The sequence below is a fragment of the Trichocoleus sp. ST-U1 genome, from assembly GCF_039961835.1.
Classification (GTDB): domain Bacteria; phylum Cyanobacteriota; class Cyanobacteriia; order Cyanobacteriales; family FACHB-T130; genus FACHB-T130.
This window is the reverse complement of sequence record NZ_JAMPJZ010000002.1, coordinates 64,720-84,001: the sequence shown is the minus strand read 5'-3', so window position 1 is coordinate 84,001 and position 19,282 is coordinate 64,720. Positions and strand designations below refer to the sequence as shown.

Annotated in this window: 14 protein-coding genes; 3 read left to right on the top strand and 11 right to left on the bottom strand. The window is 45.2% G+C overall.

What is annotated here, in order from left to right:
* The first annotated feature begins 67 nt into the window (after positions 1–67).
* Together NDA06_RS01530 and NDA06_RS01525 are read left to right on the top strand one after the other, a co-directional pair.
* Entirely contained in the window at positions 68–1,537 is a 1,470-nt protein-coding gene (locus NDA06_RS01530; RefSeq protein WP_190984620.1) for an ABC transporter substrate-binding protein/permease, read from the top strand.
* A complete protein-coding gene (locus tag NDA06_RS01525) occupies positions 1,503–2,252 on the top strand; it encodes an amino acid ABC transporter ATP-binding protein (RefSeq protein WP_190984619.1) in 750 nt (249 codons plus the stop codon). The genes NDA06_RS01530 and NDA06_RS01525 overlap by 35 nt, the downstream gene beginning before the upstream one ends.
* A 293-nt stretch (positions 2,253–2,545) precedes the next feature.
* Here the strand turns inward: NDA06_RS01525 and NDA06_RS01520 are convergent, their stop codons facing one another.
* From NDA06_RS01520 to NDA06_RS01475, 10 genes are all read right to left on the bottom strand, one after another.
* Entirely contained in the window at positions 2,546–4,165 is a 1,620-nt protein-coding gene (locus NDA06_RS01520; RefSeq protein ID WP_190984618.1) for an adenylate/guanylate cyclase domain-containing protein, read from the bottom strand.
* Between the two features lie 76 nt (positions 4,166–4,241).
* Positions 4,242–4,586 carry a hypothetical protein gene (locus tag NDA06_RS01515; protein ID WP_190440992.1) on the bottom strand — a complete coding sequence of 115 codons (345 nt, stop codon included), beginning with the start codon at positions 4,584–4,586 and terminating at the stop codon, positions 4,242–4,244.
* Positions 4,587–4,626: 40 nt separating this feature from the next.
* A complete protein-coding gene (locus NDA06_RS01510) occupies positions 4,627–5,211 on the bottom strand; it encodes a DUF6272 family protein (protein WP_190525799.1) in 585 nt (194 codons plus the stop codon).
* A 300-nt stretch (positions 5,212–5,511) separates the two neighbouring features.
* A complete protein-coding gene (locus tag NDA06_RS01505) occupies positions 5,512–7,452 on the bottom strand; it encodes a PAS domain S-box protein (RefSeq protein WP_190984617.1) in 1,941 nt (646 codons plus the stop codon).
* A 289-nt stretch (positions 7,453–7,741) separates the two neighbouring features.
* Positions 7,742–10,537, bottom strand: coding sequence for a SpoIIE family protein phosphatase (locus tag NDA06_RS01500; protein WP_190984616.1), 2,796 nt, complete (start codon positions 10,535–10,537; stop codon positions 7,742–7,744).
* A gap of 598 nt (positions 10,538–11,135) precedes the next feature.
* Positions 11,136–14,123: a UPF0182 family protein gene (locus NDA06_RS01495; RefSeq protein ID WP_190984615.1), complete on the bottom strand. Its 2,988-nt coding sequence runs from the start codon at positions 14,121–14,123 to the stop codon at positions 11,136–11,138.
* Positions 14,124–14,198: 75 nt separating this feature from the next.
* Positions 14,199–15,485 (bottom strand): glutamyl-tRNA reductase, encoded by a 1,287-nt coding sequence (locus NDA06_RS01490; RefSeq protein ID WP_190429782.1) that lies wholly within the window; start codon positions 15,483–15,485, stop codon positions 14,199–14,201.
* A 155-nt stretch (positions 15,486–15,640) separates the two neighbouring features.
* Complete coding sequence (gene glpX, locus NDA06_RS01485; RefSeq protein ID WP_190415450.1) at positions 15,641–16,678, bottom strand: class II fructose-bisphosphatase; 1,038 nt, start codon at positions 16,676–16,678, stop codon at positions 15,641–15,643.
* A gap of 193 nt (positions 16,679–16,871) precedes the next feature.
* Entirely contained in the window at positions 16,872–17,789 is a 918-nt protein-coding gene (locus NDA06_RS01480) for an NAD(+) kinase (RefSeq protein WP_190415730.1), read from the bottom strand.
* Positions 17,790–17,908: 119 nt separating this feature from the next.
* Positions 17,909–18,886, bottom strand: coding sequence for an SDR family oxidoreductase (locus NDA06_RS01475; protein WP_190415452.1), 978 nt, complete (start codon positions 18,884–18,886; stop codon positions 17,909–17,911).
* A 159-nt stretch (positions 18,887–19,045) separates the two neighbouring features.
* Here NDA06_RS01475 and NDA06_RS01470 point away from each other — a divergent pair, with 159 nt between their 5' ends.
* A complete protein-coding gene (locus NDA06_RS01470; protein WP_190525805.1) occupies positions 19,046–19,204 on the top strand; it encodes a hypothetical protein in 159 nt (52 codons plus the stop codon).
* Here the strand turns inward: NDA06_RS01470 and NDA06_RS01465 are convergent.
* Positions 19,166–19,279 carry a PetM family cytochrome b6-f complex subunit 7 gene (locus NDA06_RS01465; RefSeq protein WP_190415454.1) on the bottom strand — a complete coding sequence of 38 codons (114 nt, stop codon included), beginning with the start codon at positions 19,277–19,279 and terminating at the stop codon, positions 19,166–19,168. The two genes, NDA06_RS01470 and NDA06_RS01465, sit on opposite strands and share 39 nt — an antisense overlap.
* Positions 19,280–19,282: the final 3 nt, after the last annotated feature.

Sequence of the window (19,282 nt, the reverse complement as noted above, 5' to 3'; positions counted from 1 at the left end):
AGTAGAAATGGTCTTGTGGTTTGAGTGTTAAATATTCATACGTCAAGACATTAAGGACTTACTAGCCATGCCAAAAAGGAAATGGCTTTTTGCCATCCTATTTTCTATTGCATTATCGATAAGTTTACTTTTTGGAGGGTGGAGAAGCGATCGCGTCTTTGCACAATCGCCACAATATCAAGGTAAAAAATTTGTGATGGTCACGTCAGCGGACTATCCACCTTATGAATTTCGAGATACGGCTAGCGGTAGCGCTGATATTGTAGGTTTCGACGTAGACATTGCCAACTATATTGCTAAAGAGCTAGGGTTTCAACTTGAGATTAAAGATACAGATTTTAGCGGCATAATTCCGGCTGTGCAATCCGGTCGGGCTGACTTTGCGATGGCTGGGATGACACCGACAGCAGAACGGAGAAAAAATGTTGATTTTTCCGGTATTTACTATGAAGCTAAAAATACAATTGTCGCTAGAAAAGGTAGTAACCTAACTACACCTGAAAGTTTAGCGGGAAAAAAAGTCGGCGTTCAGTTGGGTTCAACTCAAGAAAAAGCTGCTAAAGAAATAAAGGGCACAAATTTGGTAGCCCTTAATAAGACTGGTGAAATTATCCAAGAAGTTAAATCAAATCGTATCGATGCTGCAATCATCGAAGATACCATTGCCAAAGGTTTTATTGCCAACAACCCAGATTTGGAATTTAATACGGTTCCGAATACCGGGGAAGCAGGGAGCGCGATCGCTTTCGCCAAAGGTTCGCCTCTAGTCAATGACTTCAACCGCGTTCTGGCAGAAATGAAACAGAACGGTGAAATAGAAAGGTTGGTGACAAAGTGGTTTGAAAATAATGGAAAAACTGAAACTCCCGCCAGCAGTTCCAGCTTGGCTTTTGCTAAGATAACGCCTCGGATTCCTTTTATTCTAAAAGGAATATTAGTAACTCTCCAATTCACTGCTATCTCAGCAATTTTGGGCTTCATTTGGGGGACAATCCTCTCTTTATTTAAGATTTCTACCTTTAAGCCACTGGTTTGGTTTGCAACAGCCTACACCTCTATCTTTCGAGGGACGCCGCTACTATTGCAAATCGCTTTAGTTTATTACGCAACGCCTCAATTGATTGGGTACAATATTCCGGCATTATTAGCCGGTGTCATTACTTTTACTCTCAACTCAGGCGCTTACATTTCTGAAACAATTCGCGGCGGTATTCTTGCCGTTGATAAAGGGCAACAGGAAGCTGCTTTGTCTTTAGGAGTTCCCTACAGACCGATGATGCTGGATATTATCTTGCCACAGGCGATAAAAAATATTTTGCCAGCATTAGTAAATGAGAGTATTGCACTACTGAAAGACTCAGCATTAGTCTCTACAATTGGGGTAACTGACTTGTTACGCCGCGCCCAAATTGTGGGGGCAGAACAATATATTTACTTTGAACCTTTGCTATTTGCAGGTGCAATTTACTATTTAATGGTCATGAGTTTAACATGGGGGGGTTATGTACTCGAACGAAGATTACAACGCAGCAGTTAAGGTTGAAGATTTGCATAAATCTTTTGGAAATCTGAAGGTTTTGCAAGGAATTTCGACTGAGATTAGACACGGGGAAGTTGTGGCAGTGATTGGCCCTTCGGGTTCTGGTAAGTCCACTTTCTTGAGGTGCATGAATTTACTGGAAGTGCCAACTTCGGGTAGGATTTATATACAAGGAGCAGACATCACCTCACGAAAAACCGACATTATGAAGGTTCGGCAAAATGTCGGGATGGTGTTTCAACATTTCCATTTATTTCCTCACAAAACCGTCCTTTCTAATGTGACGTATGCGCCTAAAAAGGTAAAGGGCATTTCTTCGGAAGAGGCGCGGCGAGAAGGAATGGAACTGCTGAATAAAGTAGGTTTATCAGAAAAGGCTGATGTTTATCCTTCTAAGCTGTCAGGAGGACAAAAGCAGCGGGTAGCGATCGCGCGTTCCTTGGCAATGAAGCCAGATATCATGTTGTTTGACGAACCGACCTCGGCACTCGACCCGGAAATGGTGAAAGAGGTGCTAGAGGTGATGAAAGACCTCACCAAAACTGGTATCACAATGGCAATTGTCACCCATGAAATGGGGTTCGCGCGAGAAGTTGCCGACCGCATTTTGTTTCTTGATGGTGGAAAACTGGCTGAAGATTCACCGCCTAGTAAGTTCTTTACAAATCCAGACTGCGATCGCGCTAAGCAATTCTTGGATAAAATCTTGTAAGAGATAATCGTTAGAGGCTGCATTCTTTCTGTATACACTTGGGCTAATCTACCACGCTCCTCAGAAATTTAGGCAGCCTCGTTCGCTCATTTGAGTAATAAACCAGTTAGTTTTTAAGCAATTGTTTTAGTTTCTGCCGTAGTTTTGCTGTTGTTTCTACTGTCTCTTCGTCTATCACCCCCTTATTTACCCAAAGTCGATTGAAAAACTTCTGTATTTTTATATGGATAAGTAACTTAAATTACAAATACTAGTCTTGAAAATATATTTTTAACTAAATACTTCTGCTTCGATTACTCTTCATTTATCCTGAAATTAGTAGATACAAATTGACAGCGTTCTAAATATATCTTAGCAACTTTATCCATCGGGTTATACCATAAGCAATCTTGAAATAGTTGTGCAGCTTCATGAAGTTTTTGATTTTTGTAAAATAACAAAGCTTTTTCAAATATTGTTTTTGCGCTTAATTTACCATCTTTTAATTCCGCTAAATCCCCATCGAATACTTCATAAACTGTTACTTCTTCGGATTTACCTTTTATTTTCACCCGATCGATAATGCGGATGAAGTAATCAGATGAATTTTGTAATTGTAAAAAAGTCTGATGACTGATTAATAATGACACTCCATAATCTTTCGTCAATCCTTCAATACGGGAGGCTAAGTTGACAGCATCGCTAATGACAGTGCCCTGCATCCGGTTATTTCCTCCCACCGTACCCAGCATCAAAGAACCCGTATTGATGCCAATTCCGATTTGAATTGGATGATAACCAGTTTGGGCGCGATGCTGATTATACTCGGCAAGATTATGTAGCATTGTAATGGCTGCTTTAATCGCATCATCTGCACTACCACTAAACAGCGCCATAATCCCATCACCGATATATTTATCAATGAAGCCGTTATTCTCAGTAATAGCAGGCTCCATGCGGCTCAAAAAGGCATTAATAAATTGAAAATTGTCTGACGGCGTCATTTTTTCTGATAGTGCAGTAAAGTCTCGAATGTCGGCAAATAATACCGACATTTCCTGCTGCACTTGGTCGCCTAATGTGACATCAATAATGCTTTGTTTCTTCAAAAACTGAAGAAATTCACGGGGTACAAACCGCTCGTAAGCAGTGTTAAGTTGATAAAGTTGATCGATTAACTGAATTCGCTCTGCTTCTGCCTTCTTGCGTCGCGTGATATCTTGAAAGGCAGCGATCGCGTAGACAATTTCGCCCTTCTCATCAAAAATTGGCGTTGCCCACACCTCTATCGGGATAATCTTGTCTGCTTGGCGAACCTCCATATCATCAACAGTCGAGCAGGAGCCACTCAACGCCAGCGCTAGGGGCTGTTGGGCATTCGGGTACAACCGATCTGTCCCTGCCACATAAGCTTGATAAAGTTCTGGCAGGTGAGCGGTGGTGTCTTCCGGGGCGATGCCCTTGCCGAGAAGCCGCTGTGCTGTATGATTGGCGTAGTAGGGTTTGCCGCTCGCATCAATCACGAAAACACCTACCGGCACGGCTTCTAGAAATTGAGCCAACCTTCTCTCGCTGGCACGTACTGCCTCCTCTGCTTTGTGATGCAACTCAGCTTCCACCCTATCGGAATGTTCCGTAGTCGTCTCCAGCAAAATTTCCAAATCGATCTTATCTCTAGTAACAATTGTCAAAAGAGACTGGAGCGCTGCTTGACTCGCTTGTAGTGCTTGTTCGGTGCGCTGGCGTTCGGCAATTTCGGCTTGTAGCTGTTGATTGGACTGATGCAGCTGAGCTTCAACCATATCGGAGTGTTCTGTCGTCGTCTCCAGCAAGATTTCCAAATCAACTTTTTTGTTTTTTAAGTCTTCCAATTCCCGTCGCAGATTTGCGATTTCTAAAAATAGCTGTTCCCTTGAGGGTTGTTCTTCTTGCATCGCCTTAGGATTTGCACTTCGACGAAAATGAACTTATCTAGTTTTCAGTGCCAGTATCTTAGCCTTGTAGGAGTTTTTATGCCAATTCCAGCTGTAAAGAAGGCATTAGCCGCTGCAAATTTTTCAACGACTTACTTTGCCAGGGGATATTCTTAGAGCCTTGTACAATCATCTGCATACTTTCTTTTTGACGCACATTGATGACAAATTTCGACAGAACATTGATTCCCGAACTATTCAAAAATTCTAGTTCCCGCAAATTCAAGGTAATTTTTGGTGGCTCTGAATCTACTAGCTCGTTAAGTAACTTTACGATTGGTGCATATTCTTCCATTCCGCTAAGTCGAAGCGAACCCTGAAAGATCGCTGTTTCAGTAACCGAGTCGTACCAAATGCTGTAATCTTCGGTCTTAATTTCCATTACGCATCAACTCCTTGCATATTCTGAACAACTCGGTAAGCTATACTGCCAACTGCACCATTGTGGTCACGGCGATCGCTTCCGGCTCCGACTCTTTTTGGATAGTCTCAAACTTCCAACCTAGCTTAGCCTGATAATCGTTCATCATTGTCAAAAAGCCTAGCCCAGATTCGCTCTCGCTCTCGTCTTCTGCATTTTTTTCTAGCTGGCGAAGATAGAACTCGCTCGGATCGCAGGTGGTTAACTCTGTGATAAATGCCTGAAACTTAGCGATCGCGCTTGGATTGATATTGTTCGTACCGAGGAATACCAGGCGATCGTTATGCATTTGCAGCCGAATACTAATAGGTTGCACTGATATATCATCGTTAAATTTCATCGCATTCTCTAGCAACTCATTGGCGATAAAACTAACAGCACTTTTGATCTCTGCTTTTGGGTCTGTTTCGGTCGTATTTTTATTACCAGGAAAGAAAGTTGCAAAATAGTCAGCCATAAAATCAGCCGATAAACCATTATTGCGCCAGCGTTGCTTTAGGGGGATGGAGGTAGGCGAAAATACAATTGTTAAGCCTTCCTGACTGCTTGGAAGCTCGTCCCTGAAGTCTCCGAATATTTGAATCATATCAATTTGGTAGTTGGTAATTGGTAATTGGTAATTTTTTTGAGTTTTAAGTTTTGAACTAAAGTGGTTAGTACTCTCGCGTACAATACATTCTGCTTCTTGCTTCTTAAGTGCCTTTCCGAAAAGCGAAGAAAGGGAATATTAAACTCCTCCCTACTTTTCGGGCAGCGGCAGATGTGAGATTAAACCGTACTGCATCTAAACGAAAATTGCTATAAATAAGTTCTTCTAACTCAACACTCAGGCTCAATTACGCATTTTTGCTTGAACAGCGCGAAGATGATTTGCTTGTACATTGGCTCATTGATTTGCCTGTGTAGAGCTAATCGGAATCTCAATGTAGAATTCTGTGCCTTGTCCTGGCTCAGAGATACATTTAAGCTGTCCCCCATGTTTTTCTACGACAATTTGATGACTGATAGATAGACCCAATCCGGTACCTTTGCCAACTTGCTTAGTTGTAAACAAAGGTTTAAATAACTGTTGCTTTGCCTCTTCTGAAATCCCAACTCCATTATCTGCAATCCGAATCACAATATGAGAAAAATTAAGTCCCAACCATGAAGGATTAGCCAATCCGTTTTCTATCATTGTTCCTCCCTCTTTTATTTCAGTGCGAATCCAAATGGTAGGTACGGGTTTTTGATTGTTAGTGAAAACTAACCTTTCCGATGCCATTGCTTCTTCTAGCGCATCAATGGCATTGGCAATGATATTCATAAATACTTGATTGAGCTGTCCAGCATAGCACTCTATAAGCGGGAGATTTTCATATTCTTTAATTAGTTTAATTTGTGGGCGATTTCCGTTAGAATTTAGGCGATGCTTCAAAATTAGTAGGGTGCTATCAATCCCATCATGAATATTAAAAAGTGTCTTTTTGGATGTATCGGCACGAGAGAAAGTTCTCAGAGACACGCTAATTTGATGGATACGGTCTATTCCTATTTTCAGAGAAGAAAGTATTTTAGGGAGGTCTTCGGCTAAAAAGTCAATATCAATATCTTGTATTTCTGATTGAATTTCCGGTGCTGGAATTGAAGAGTGGGTTTGGTAAAGTTTTAACAACCTAAGCAAATCGCAGGTGTAGTCGTAGACATAAGTGAGATTGCCAGATAAAAAATTAACTGGATTATTGATTTCGTGGGCAATTCCTGCGACTAATTGACCAAGAGAAGACATTTTTTCACTTTGTATTAATTGAACTTGAGCTTGCTGCAAATCGCGCAGCGATCGCGCTAATTGTTGAGCTTTTTCTCGTTCTCGCGCTTCGCTTGCCCTTAGAGATTGCTCAATCTGCTTGCGCTCGGTAATATCAATAATGGTTCCCTCGTAATAGAGTAAGGTGCCGTTGGCATCACAAATCGCGCGGGTATTCTCGGAAACCCAGATGATGCTGCCATCTTGTTGATAAATTTGATACTCGAATCCTTTAACTTCATCCTGTTTAGTTAATAAAGCTAAGAGGTTCTTGCGGCATTTCGGGTCAACATAAACTTGATCTTTGATTTCTGGAATGCTACTCATCATCTCCTCAGGAGACTCATAGCCGTAAATTTTTGCTAGTGCCGGATTGACACAAATGTAGTGTCCGTCTAATGTAATCTGGAAAATTCCCTCAATGGCATTTTCAAAGATACTGCGATACCTCGTTTCCGCTTGTTGCAGCGCTTCTGCGGATCGCTTGCGCTCGGTGGTGTCTTGAAAGGCAGCAATCGCATAAGCAATATCGCCCCGGTCATCAAAAATGGGGGACGCCCACACCTCTATGGGAATTATTTTGTCTGTTTGATAAATCTCCGTATCGTCAACGGTTACTTTTTCGCCTCTCAACGCTCGTATAATCGGCAGGCGATCGCTGGGGTACAATTGCTCTGTGCCTGCGAGATAAAGTTGATAAGTCTCTGGCAATTCCTCGACAGTGGCTTCTGACATAATGCCTTTGCCTAGGATTTGCTGTGCCGTCTGATTGGCGTAGTAAGATTTACCGCTAGCATCAACCACGAAGACGCCCACTGGCAGGGCTTCTAGAAATTGCGCCAGCCTGCGATCGCTTTGTTTTCCCGCCTCCACTGCCTTGTCATACAACTGCGCTGCAACCGTATCCGAGTGTTCGGTAGTATTCTCCAGCAAGATTTCCAAGTCAACTTTTTCTCTTTTCAAGTCTTCCAATTCTTGGGACAAGCTTTCTATCTTCAAAAAGAGCTGTTCTGTTAATGATTTTTCTTCCTCAATTGCCATAAATTTTTATCTTTGCCAAAAAATGGATTACCCTAGCAAGGGATATTTTTAGAGTTTTGTATCACTATTTAAATATTCCCTTTCTTAGGGGCTTTTGTAACAAACTTTACAGAACATTTACTTACAAACTGGTTAAAACTTCTCGCTCCAGCAATTTGAGTTTGAGAGCGGCAGCAAACTCACGAAAGATAAAGTGCAAGTTCTATACAAACAGCGCAGACTACAGCCTTTGGTGTGAAGGCAATGCAAGCTGTTTTGCATCTACAACAGATAAAAAGTCAAACTCGGCTTATTTCTGTTTAAGAATCAGCAAAGTGATGTCATCGTAAATTTTTTGCTCACCGATATGCCGTCGCAGATCCTCAATCACAGCTTGTTTAATTTCCTCAACGGTCTGTTGGCAGCTGCGGCTGACTATGTCGCACAGCCGATCTAACCCGTATTGCACCTTGAATCTATTTTCGGCTTCAGTAATGCCATCGGTGTACAGCACCACGACGTCCCCTGAGTGCAATTGCAACTGAATCTGGGCAACGAAATTGGTAATGTCTGCTTCTAGCCCAATCGGGAAGCCTAAATCAACCGTGTCTATCCGTTCCACCTGACCGCCGGAACGCACGACAATCATTTCTTCATGTTGCCCCGTCAGGCGCAGCGTTCCCGCTTGGTAGTCCAGTAAGGAAAGGCTGAGATTTTTATCGGAACTCATCCGCTGCACATTGTGATAAATGGTTCGGTTGAGTACGTCTAAGAATTTTTTGGGGTCGGTTTCTTTGTTTTCCAGTAGCGTCCGGACTGCTGTCTGCACCATGATCGTTAAGACGCCGCTTTCAAGCCCGTGTCCGGTGACATCGCCGATCCCAATTTTGACTGTATCCTCATAATTGAGTACATCGTAGTAGTCGCCGCCTACCTCTTCGGCAGGTTCCATAAAGCTGGCAATCTCCAGTCCAGGAAGCGATTCAAGTTCTTGCTGTTTAGGCAATAGCATCTGTTGCAGTCGGCGCGTTACGGCTAACTCAGCGCTCATGCGGATATTGTCGGCTTGAAGACGCTCGTTGAGGGCAAGAATCTCGGCGTTGGCGTGAGCGAGTTCGCTGGTGCGTTCGTCAACTTTTTGTTCCAAAGTGTGGCTGTAATTCCGCACCGCCTCCTCAGCTTGCTGGCGCTCGGTAATATCGCGCACCAGTACTACATACTCTTGAAAGTCCTGATTGAAACGGTTAGAGACGGCTGCCTCAACGATGGTGGGATGTTCGGGCGTTTTTAGGGTATGTTCGCTCCGACTCGACCAATTATCTGGTTGACCTGCCAAGGCGGGAAATATCTGGTTGAGACGACATCCTAGGAGATTGGGAGCGATCGCTTTTAATAGTTGCTCGGCGGCTGGGTTGGCTTGCCGAATAACGCCCTTTTCATCGACGACGAGAATCCCGTCAATGGCAATATTAAACAAATGCTCAGACTGTTCTCTGGCTTCGACAATTGCCATGACTTGGGGCAAACTTGTCCAGCAAGCGATCGCTACCCCAACAAAGGCAGCGATCAGCAGCATCACCACATAGAGATTGTTGCCATTCTGACCCAGGTCTACTGTCCCGATTCTGGCTCTAAACATCCAGCTAATCGTGGCAGCGCTACAGATCAGTAAGATCAGGATGACTACCTGAAACCCTACAAAATCGGATATTTTAGTTTGCGATCGCCCTCGGTAATGCTGAATCCACCAAGCAGCATGAAAGGGTGCCCACCGGATGCGGCGTATCACCCGATCTGCTGCCAAAATCCCTAGAGGAAATAGCAACCCAATCAAGAAGTCTTTCCAACCCCAAGCTAAACCCCCAACCACTAAGACAACGACTTCCAGCAAAAAGAAGACCCCCGACCACCAAGGCAGAAATACCTCCGGTCTCTTTCGGCGCAGCCACAGTGCTAAATGTACCGACATGATAGACACAAACCAGCCGGTGTTACTCACCACCGCAATCCGGGCGACATCTCCCCAAGCTAGACAAATGAAAGTGAACAATAACGTCAGCACCAAAGCGGGACCGAATACACCCCGTCGGGACACCACAGCGAACACGGGAGATAAATGTCCGTCTGTAGCAAGTTGGTACAGCATCCGGGGACAGTTGGAAAGCACCGTCGCGCAACTCAGAAGCGACCCAGCAGCAAGAAAAAAGGTAACGATGATCGCTGCCGACTGCCCCCAAAAAGGCGTAGAAACTGCTAACAAATTTAAGAAAGTGTCACTACCCAAACCTGGGTCGGTTGCTAAGCGCATCAGTACCCAGGAACCCCCCAGAAAGATAGGCGGCATGATCCAACAGGAGATACTTAGAAACCGCAACGTTTCATCAGGGCGTCGGCTATCAGCAACAAATGCAGACGCAGATTCACAAGCGTAGGTCGTGTAGGTGACGAAGAATAACCACTTCGCCCAATCCACAAAAGAGGGAGGCGACCAACTGGATGGGAAAAACCCAGGACTTGCTGGGGAAATGGCTAACCAGCCGATGCCAAATAGACAAAAAGCGAGTAAAAGTCCAATTGCCGGGATAACAAAAAACAAGTGCAGGATACTTAAAGCGCGGGTGCCGCTAAACGCCAAAATAAACGCGATCAGCGTCAAGCCAATTTTCACAAGAGTATCGGGACAAGCAATTCCTAAAGGCTCCAGGTTTACCTTAATGAGTTCTGTAAGGACAACCACGTTAATCGCCAGCGTCGAAACCCAGCTGAAAAAGTAACCAACTGCCGCGTAACGGGCTAACCCCGGATAGTGCTTTAGCAATCGGGTGGTATAGTTGGGCGTTCCTCCGGCTACGTCAGGAAAATGCCTGCCTAAGCGTTTTACTTGCAGGTTTAGCAAGATGCCAAGGATCGTTCCTGGCAACCAGACAAAAATAGCCCCCGTACCGAGAGCAATGTGCAGTACGGGGGCTATGGCAGGCCAAGAGATATGAGCCGTTACACCAAAGCCCCACGTTTCCAGAGAGCTAAGACTGCGGGGTAAGCGCGGGGCTGAGTACTGATTCGGAGGCGCAGAGTCTATGATTGTCGGCAATGGTGTTGAGGTCATCAGGTTTATTCGGATTTTTGTCTCAATTTATTTTTAAAGCTTGACAATGAGAGCGATCGCGCTATTGAGATTTCCAGGACATTAATTGCAGTAAGATACTTTTTTTAATTTATATGTCGAACTATTCCTATTGGAGTCCTGGCATGATGTCATCGTAAATTATGCGCTCTGCAAATCATCGCAGGTTTTCAACACAACGCTGTTCTCGCCAGTATTGCATCCTAGACCTGTTTTCGGCTTCGGTAATTTCATCGGTTATCCTAATTTATTTTCTCTAGAAATACTTGCCTATCTATTCATCGTTGATTGTTATTGGAGAAGTCGTGATAAAACCTAAGCTGAAAGCTATAAACTAAAATCAAATCTTTGAATTTGATACTAATAGAAAGTTTACTTATTAAGTGATTCATATCCTTTCGCTTTATATCTCCAGCCGCAACCCTAATCGAGTATTAGTAAGGGTTCTGCTATGTAGCATCACCACAGAAAGTAGTATTCGTTTGATTTGATAACTACGTTTTTTTTGAGAATTTACACTTTGTAGAGATGCTTTCTAGAAAAGATTTTTACAAAGTGTTAAATTCTTGGAATAAGCGATTTAAGGAGCGCCCGACGGTTCGACTGGACGGATAATTGCTGGGGTAGCGGATTCTTCGGGTTGAAAGATTGCCTGAAGTGCTTCTTCTAGAGTTTCTGCCATAACGATACGGTTTTCGTAAGCGACAATCACTCTCACTAATGTTGGTAGACTATTTTGTTCTGCTTCTAGATAAAGAGGTTCGACGTAGAGAAGCGATCGCTCAATTGGAATTACTAACAAATTACCTTGTATTGCCCTGGAACCCTGCCGATTCCATAGAGAAATCTGTTGAGAAATAACCGGATCTTGGTTGATTAAAGCTTCGATTTGCTCTGGGCCATAGACCAACTCCTGTTTGGGAAACCGATAAAGCAACAGCTTGCCGTAATTCTCCCCATCGGAACGCGCTGCTAACCAGGCAATTAAATTGTTACGTTGGGTGGGTGTAAAAGGAAGCAGCAGAATAAATTCTTCCTCCTGGGCAGTTGGCAGTCTTGTGATTAGGTAGTAGGGTTCTACGGGTCGCGGTTCGCTGCCATAAATCTCAGTCGGAACCTGCCACTGGTCTTCCCGGTTATAGAACACCTGGGGGTCGGTCATGTGATAAGTCCGCAACCGTTCCGACTGAATGCTGAAAAAGTCCACTGGATAGCGGAGATGACTCCGCAGGGAAGTGGGCATTGCATTTAATGGTTTTACCAGGTCGGGAAAGATAGCAGTCCAGGAGTTAATAATCGGGTCTTGGGGGTCGGCAACGTAAAAATTAACCGAACCGTTATAGGCATCGATGACGACTTTGACAGAGTTGCGGATGTAATTAAATTGGTTTTCTCCAGGATCGGAGTAAGGATAGCGATCGCTTGTTGTATAAGCGTCAATAATCCAGTAAAGGTAATTTTGCTCCTTCGATACATCGGTCTTGGCAACCACTAAGTAGGGGTCGCTATCGAACTGCAAGAAAGGCGCGATCTTCTGAACTCGCTGTGCAATATTGCGACGAAACAACAGCTTGGTTTGCGGTGTGAAATTCCGCGTAAACATCATCTGCCAGTCTTTCAAATACTCGGCAAATAAAAGACGACGCCACCACGAACCGATGGAGACGCCGCCAGTACCATCGTAAGTGTTATAAACATTCTCGTTGCCACTGGGATAATCTAACTCTTCGACTGTCGTTGGCGTCATCACATAAGTATTCGTGAGTTCGCCGTAGTAAATCCGGGGTATCCCAATCGGAATGCTGACTCGAATGCGTTCGCTGGATACATTTAAGGCATTGTTATCACCAGAATCTGCACTCGTTCCAATATCTTTAACAAAGTAATCTGGCAACCCACCTGCGCCAACTGTATTCACAGGGCTGAGGGTAAAGCCATAACCGTGAGTGTAAACTAAATGTTTATTAACCCAAGTTTGAGCTTCTTGGGGAACGGCATTGTAATCTAATTCTCTTGCTGCCAGAATCACCTGTCGTTTTTCTGTCCCATCGCTTTGTGCAGATGCTTCTAGTTTCAAAGTATATCGATCGATATCGGCGTCAGGAAATTTGTAGTAAAGCCGAATCTGTTGCAGTTGGCGATTTGTTTGTAATAAGGGACGTGTATCCCAAAGGCGAATATTGCGAATCGTCAGTTCATTTTGCTGGAGGTCTACGGCAGTAAGATTTGCTTGAGGGTCGAAGGTTTGAACGTCAATATTCTCTAAATTAAATGCTTCCCTCGTATAGGCAATACTGTGTTCAATATAGGTTCTTTCTCGCACCAACTCATTGGGTTGAACAATGAGGCGTTGCACTGCGACAGGTAAGCCAATTAAAAATAAAAAATTGAAAATTGAAAATCCCAACAAACCAATTTTTAATTTAAAAGTTTTAATTTTTAATTGAATTGTCTGCCAAAACAAAAGCAACGCGATCGCTAGTAAAAATACGCTCAATCCGGTATACAGTGGCAATCGCACGGTGACATCGGTGTAACTGGCACCATAAGTAACGCTGGTGGTGGAATACAACAATTGATACCGCAATAACCAATAACCGAGAGCCAAAGCAGCACATAGGCAACCGCTGAGTCCGTACAAATGGCGCATCTGGGATTTGGAAAACCCTAAAAATCTTCCCTCACTAAAACTATCTCCAGATAGCAAATATATTAGAGTGACTGCTGCAAAACCATACAAAAATAGTCCAAAAAGCCAAAATTCTAGTAACTCCCAAACAGGCAACTGAAATACATAAAAGCTGATATCTCGTCCAAATAAGGGGTCAACACTGTTAAAACTGGTGGGATGAAAATACTGTAAAATTCTCGCCCAGTGGCTTGATAGCACCAGTCCAAAAAATAAACTGAGGACAAGCGCGATCGCTGTTAACAAAAACTGCGGATAAATCAACACCAGAGCCGCCGATACCAACACCACGACAACCTGCCAGATGCTAGAGAGCATCTTTCTACCCATCTGCCAGATCAAGTCAGGCTGAAACCAAACTGGCAACAGAGGAGATACACTTGGCAACCCGACCTTAGAATGCCAATAACTCGTGGCTATTTGACTGTAGTGCAGCAGCATCAACCCGATCGCTAAACTAAGTACTCCTAGCAAAGGCAAAAGCGATCGCAATTTCAGTACTGAGGACTGAGGACGGATCGAAGAAAAAGATTCTCTCTGGTACTCTTCACTTAAGACTTTATCTCCCCTAACTCCCGCGCTAACGCGCTGCTTCGCTAGAAAAAAGGGAGAATCAACCTCCCCCTTTTTAAACCCTGTGGGGGGGATCTCTTTAGAATACTTAAGACGATGGGCAAGATATAGATTACCTAGTAAAAAGCCAGCGGTGACAATAAATGCGATCGCCCCCAACCCCGCCTGAGTGCTTACCCTGAGAAGAAACGCCGGTAGATATCCGACTTCCTGGAACCAAAAAACATCTGCTACTAGGTAAGCGACTAGATCGAAGGCTAGCCACAGTCCTAGTAGCAGTAAAAGTCCTGGAAAAATTCGATTCATTATTCATTGTTCGTTGTTCGTTGTTCATTGTTCATAGAAGTTTGCCATGAACCCTGAACGATGAACCCCGAACGATTAACTAAATTGTTCGCCTATATCCAGGTTAAACAGAGTTTGGAGTGCCTGCATCGCTTTGCGTCTGGCTTCGATATCCTGCTGCGATCGCAGTTGTACCATCGGATCGTGCAGAATTTTATTGACAATTCCGCGCGTTAGTGCCTCGATAACTTCTTGATGTCTTTCGGCAAATTCTGTACCCAAGCGAGACAAAGCTTTTTCTAACTCTTGGGTGCGAATCGTTTCCATTTTATCGCGCAGGCAGCTGATGGTAGGAACGGTTTCCAGCGATCGCCACCAGAGATCAAAGGCTTCCACCTCTTCTTCTAGCAATTCCTGGGCTTCCATTGCCATCTTGCGGCGGCTTTCGTGATTCTGAGCCACCACTGCCTTTAAGTCATCGACATTAAACGCCTGCACGTTGTCCAGATCGTTAACATCCCCATCCACATTACGCGGCACGGAAATATCAAAGATCATCAAACCTCGGTGCGCTTCCAGGTGAATTTCCAGTTTCGATCGATTTAACAGGGGTTCTGTGGAAGAGGTACTGGTAAACACTAAATCCGAGGAAGCGATCGCTGACATCATTTCTGACAGTGGATACAGTTGCAACTGTGCCTCTGGGAACTGATTCGCCAATTCCTGTGCCCGTTGCATAGAACGGTTCAACACCGAGATGTGAACCGCTCCTTTTGCTAGTAAATGTTGCACTAACAGCCGGGACATTTTCCCCGCACCTAGAATCATTACTCGGCAAGCTGCCAAGTTCTGGGCTTTGATCTGGGCTAACTCTACCGCTGCTGAACTGATGGAGACAGCACCTGTACCGATACTGGTTTCCGTCCGAACTCGCTTTCCAGCAGTCAGTGCTTGCTTGAACAACCGATTCAGGATGCTACCAATGCCCTTGTATTGCTGTCCCAGTTTGTGAGTATGTTTCACTTGCGCCAGGATTTGCCCTTCCCCCAGCACCAAACTATCTAAACCTGCTGACACTCGCATCAAGTGCATGACTGCATCTTCATGCAACAAAACAAACAAGTGTTGCCGCAGTTGATGGAGGGGAAATTTGCTGTGTTCGGAAAGAAATTGGGTGACTTCCCGAACGCCCTGTTCGGTTTCATGAGCAACGATGTAAATTTCCAGGCGGTTGCAGGTGCTAAGAATCGCGACTTCTGCAATGTGGGGGTAGCTCATGAGGGCAAGAGTTGCACCTTCACACGCTGGCTCTGGAATACTTAATTTTTCCCGAATCTCAACCGGCGCTGTTTTATGGCTAAGACCTACGACTGCAATATTCATTTGCTAATTGCTAATTACTAATTGCTTATTGGGTTGATGGTTAAAAGATTAGAAGATTGAAGATTGAAGGGTGAAGATTGAAGGTTGAAAGTTAACCTGCACGACCTTCAACCTGCAACCTACAACCTGCAACCCGATTTCCGATTATCCGCAGACTACCTCAATTGCAGTTGCTTCGGCTCTTCAAACATGTGGATCGTATCAACAAAGCGGGCGGTCTGCGACTGGCTGGAAATGACCAAGCTTTGAGTCCGTGCCCCACCCTTGAAGAACCGCACGCCTTCCATGAGCGTACCAGGAGTGATACCACAAGCTGCGAACAGAACTGTCTTGCCAGAGGCGAGTTCCTCAGCACTGTAAACTTTGTCTGGGTCTGTGATGCCCATGCTATTAAGCCGTGCGATATTGCTCTCTCTGCTTTCTCCGATCAATCCAGTTTTCACCACATCTGGATCGTAGATCAGCTGACCTTGGAAGTGTCCACCCAGACAGCGCAGAGCGGCTGCTGAGATGACGCCTTCGGGTGCAGCACCAATTCCCATCAAAGCGTGAATATTGGTACCGGCAAAGGCGCAGGAGATGGCAGCAGAAACGTCACCATCGCTGATCAGTCGCACTCTGGCTCCCGCTTGCCGGATTTCTTGAATCAGTTCTTTGTGACGAGGGCGATCCATCACTACGACCACCAGTTCCTCAATCGAGCGACCCAGGCACTCTGCGAGAATCTTCAGGTTTTGGGTGGCGGACTTGTTAATATCAACATGACCGCGTGCCACTGGGGGCGCTGCCAGCTTTTTCATGTAAAAGTCAGGAGCGGCAAACAAACCGCCTTTTTCAGCAATTGCCAGAACTGCCATTGAACCATTTTGACCGTAGGCAACGAGGTTGGTGCCTTCGCAAGGGTCAACGGCAATGTCAATCTCAATTAATTCATCTGGGTTGCAATAAGTTTTGGCATCTTCGCGGGTACAGATACCAACTTCTTCTCCGATATACAACATGGGGGCATCATCCCGTTCGCCTTCACCGATGACGATCCGACCCCGCATATAAATTTTGTTCATCCGCTCCCGCATGGCTTCCACCGCGACTTGGTCAGCGATGTTTTTTTCGCCTTTTCCCATCCACCGGGAGGATGCGATCGCAGCTTGCTCAACTACCTCTATAATTTCTAATCCCAGCGTGTTTTCCACAAAAATTATCCTCTCAACTGCTTGATTTAGCGTCGTTTCATCTGGCGATTCCAGTTAGAAGTCTATCAGAGGGGGGATACCCAAAGCTGGAGATTAACGGCTTGGTTTATGTTAACTTTTGTAATTCATCCGGCTGATGGGTCATGGGTCATTCGTTGGGAAATTACGAATAACTCATGACTCCTGGCTTTTTTTAAGGCAATTCAACCGATGTCGGTTTAGCAATGTGAGGCAGACCCCAACCGAGTTTTTCTCGTAAAATTCGGAAAAACTCAGGGGATTGCAAGCGGATGAACCGAGCTGAAAAAGGCGATCGCTCCAGATACACCCGATCTTCTGGCAATACATAGCACCCAGCATTGCCATCTACCACCATCACCAGTCGGTTAGGATTTGCGGGGAAAATTGTCACGGGTTCGCTATCTGCAAACACCAATGCCCTAGACGCCAGTGAATGAGGACAAATCGGTACTAACTGTAATGTCGGCACCCCAGGCGTCACCACCGGCCCCCCAGCACTCAACGAGTAAGCCGTCGAGCCAGTCGGGGTCGAGATAATCACCCCGTCTGCGGCAATATCCATCAGCGCGTGACGCCCAATCAGCACCTCAAAATGGCACATACTAGTGAGCGGTTCCCGATGAATCACCATTTCATTCAGGCACAGCGCTTCCCACAGCCGGACATTATCGCGAAATAGTTGCACCGCGAGCATCGCCCGCTCTTCGACTTCATACTCCCCAGCCATGAGCATTTCCAGCGCTTGCGGGATCTGGTTCACATAAGCTTCAGTGAGAAAACCCATGTGCCCAGTATTCACCGCCAGCAAGGGAATCCCGCAAGGTGCCACTTGGCGAAATGCCGCCAGAACCGTGCCATCTCCCCCTAACACCACGGCAAATTTCATCTCTTCATCAAAGCCGGGGGGAGCCAGGGAATCGATTGGAGTATGACATACCGGACGATCGGGGCGAGAATATCCCAAAATCCCACCGGAACCTGTTGTCATGCAAACTTCCCAACCAGCGGCTGTCAGCTTGTCTTTTAACTCTGTTGCAGCGCGACAAGCTACAGGTTTGGTGTCATTGTATATAATCCCTGCTTTGGGCACGCTTCGAGTCCGGTAGTAGTTCATTCTTAATTGTTAGCGATCGAGGATTGGTTTTTAGGTATGTAACCTATTAAAAACCAACAACTAACAACTCACTTTGCTTTGAGGCTGTAATCAGTTCAAGAGGTATAGGGCATCTTCTTTTTATTCTGCTTTTTATTTTTTGATTTTTCGTAATCAATTTCCTTGAGTTTTTTCAAGATGCGACTGAAGTAGTCTTGCAGGTATGCCTCCAAAGTCGTGATTTGGGCTGAGTCTATCCCGAAGACTTGATAAACCTCATCCATCGACGCATTCAGGGGTTTGCCGGTCGCTACCACTTCGGCAAAAGCCAACCGATCTGCTAGGTTCCAGCCCCATTCAAAAAAGCGAGCGATCCGTCGCACTGTCCGCAGTAAGCCCAAAGGCATTCGCGTGACCTTGGATTCTCGCCCAGAAAGACGTTCGCACAGGCGGATGATTTCATAAGCACCCCAAGCGCGAGAACCAACAATCGGGAAGGTTTTCTTTTCAGTTTCCGGAACCTTCAGGGCTTTGATTGCAAACTTAGCAATATCCTGAGTGTCCATGTAAGCCACCGGAGAGGTGTCCCCTGTCACCCATACAGCTTGTCCATCTAAGATCGGCACTGCATACTGACCAATCAACCCTTGCATAAAGCCGCAAGGTCGCAAAATGGTGTAATTTAACCCGGATTCTGCTAAGAAAAGCTCCGTACACCGCTTGATTTCCATCAACGGCACATTGGGATACTTTTCAGCATCCAAGATGGAAAAGAAGATAAAACGATCAACTTTGGCAGCGCTGGCGGCTTGAATCAGCGCTACTTTGCCATCCCAGTCTACCTGTTTGATACTAGTGGCGTCTGTCGGTCGTGAAGTTGCCGCATCAATCACGGCTGTGACACCTTCAAAGGCTGCTTTCAGGCTTTCAGGATTGGTGAGATCGCCGCCGACTAACTCAGCGCCCCATTCTTTTAAAAATGCCGCCTTCTTCGCACTTCGTACCAGACAGCGAACTTGATAGCCCTCTTCTATTGCCCGACGAGCCACCTGTCTGCCCAGGGTGCCGGTGGCACCGACAATTAATAAAGTCATCTAGTAATTAGTAAGGAATCTTAAACTTTCTATAAGATGTTATCAGAAATCTCAGAATTAACGCAAAGAAAGTTTACAAAACTAGTAATCAGAGCGATCGCGCACCTCAATTGCCATTCGCTAATCCTATAAAAATGCCCAATAGTAAACTCTCGCCAGATGACAAAGCAACGGGCGAGGAACAAATCAACGATTCATTTTTATGGCAACGGACAAGCTACTAGGCGCGTTGATAGAACACGCACCGGCGTCGCTTGCCCTTGCTTTCAGGGGTTGCCCTTAGAGGGACTCGTTTTCGCCGCCTTGGATTTTGAGTAACAAAAAGCCTAGACCCAGACCCACTAAAATCAGGGTAGAGGACAATATAGCTGCATTAAAAATCTCACCGCTCATCGG

Excerpts from the sequence above, each read along its gene's own strand:
- NDA06_RS01490 (WP_190429782.1), bottom strand. The coding sequence starts at position 15,485 with ATGAATATTGCAGTCGTAGGTCTTAGCCATAAAACAGCGCCGGTTGAG.
- NDA06_RS01505 (WP_190984617.1), bottom strand. The coding sequence starts at position 7,452 with ATGGCAATTGAGGAAGAAAAATCATTAACAGAACAGCTCTTTTTGAAG.
- NDA06_RS01465 (WP_190415454.1), bottom strand. The coding sequence starts at position 19,279 with ATGAGCGGTGAGATTTTTAATGCAGCTATATTGTCCTCTACCCTGATT.
- NDA06_RS01470 (WP_190525805.1), top strand. The coding sequence starts at position 19,046 with ATGACAAAGCAACGGGCGAGGAACAAATCAACGATTCATTTTTATGGC.
- NDA06_RS01495 (WP_190984615.1), bottom strand. The coding sequence starts at position 14,123 with ATGAATCGAATTTTTCCAGGACTTTTACTGCTACTAGGACTGTGGCTA.
- NDA06_RS01510 (WP_190525799.1), bottom strand. The coding sequence starts at position 5,211 with ATGATTCAAATATTCGGAGACTTCAGGGACGAGCTTCCAAGCAGTCAG.
- NDA06_RS01520 (WP_190984618.1), bottom strand. The coding sequence starts at position 4,165 with ATGCAAGAAGAACAACCCTCAAGGGAACAGCTATTTTTAGAAATCGCA.
- NDA06_RS01530 (WP_190984620.1), top strand. The coding sequence starts at position 68 with ATGCCAAAAAGGAAATGGCTTTTTGCCATCCTATTTTCTATTGCATTA.
- NDA06_RS01500 (WP_190984616.1), bottom strand. The coding sequence starts at position 10,537 with ATGACCTCAACACCATTGCCGACAATCATAGACTCTGCGCCTCCGAAT.
- NDA06_RS01475 (WP_190415452.1), bottom strand. The coding sequence starts at position 18,886 with ATGACTTTATTAATTGTCGGTGCCACCGGCACCCTGGGCAGACAGGTG.
- NDA06_RS01515 (WP_190440992.1), bottom strand. The coding sequence starts at position 4,586 with ATGGAAATTAAGACCGAAGATTACAGCATTTGGTACGACTCGGTTACT.
- NDA06_RS01525 (WP_190984619.1), top strand. The coding sequence starts at position 1,503 with ATGTACTCGAACGAAGATTACAACGCAGCAGTTAAGGTTGAAGATTTG.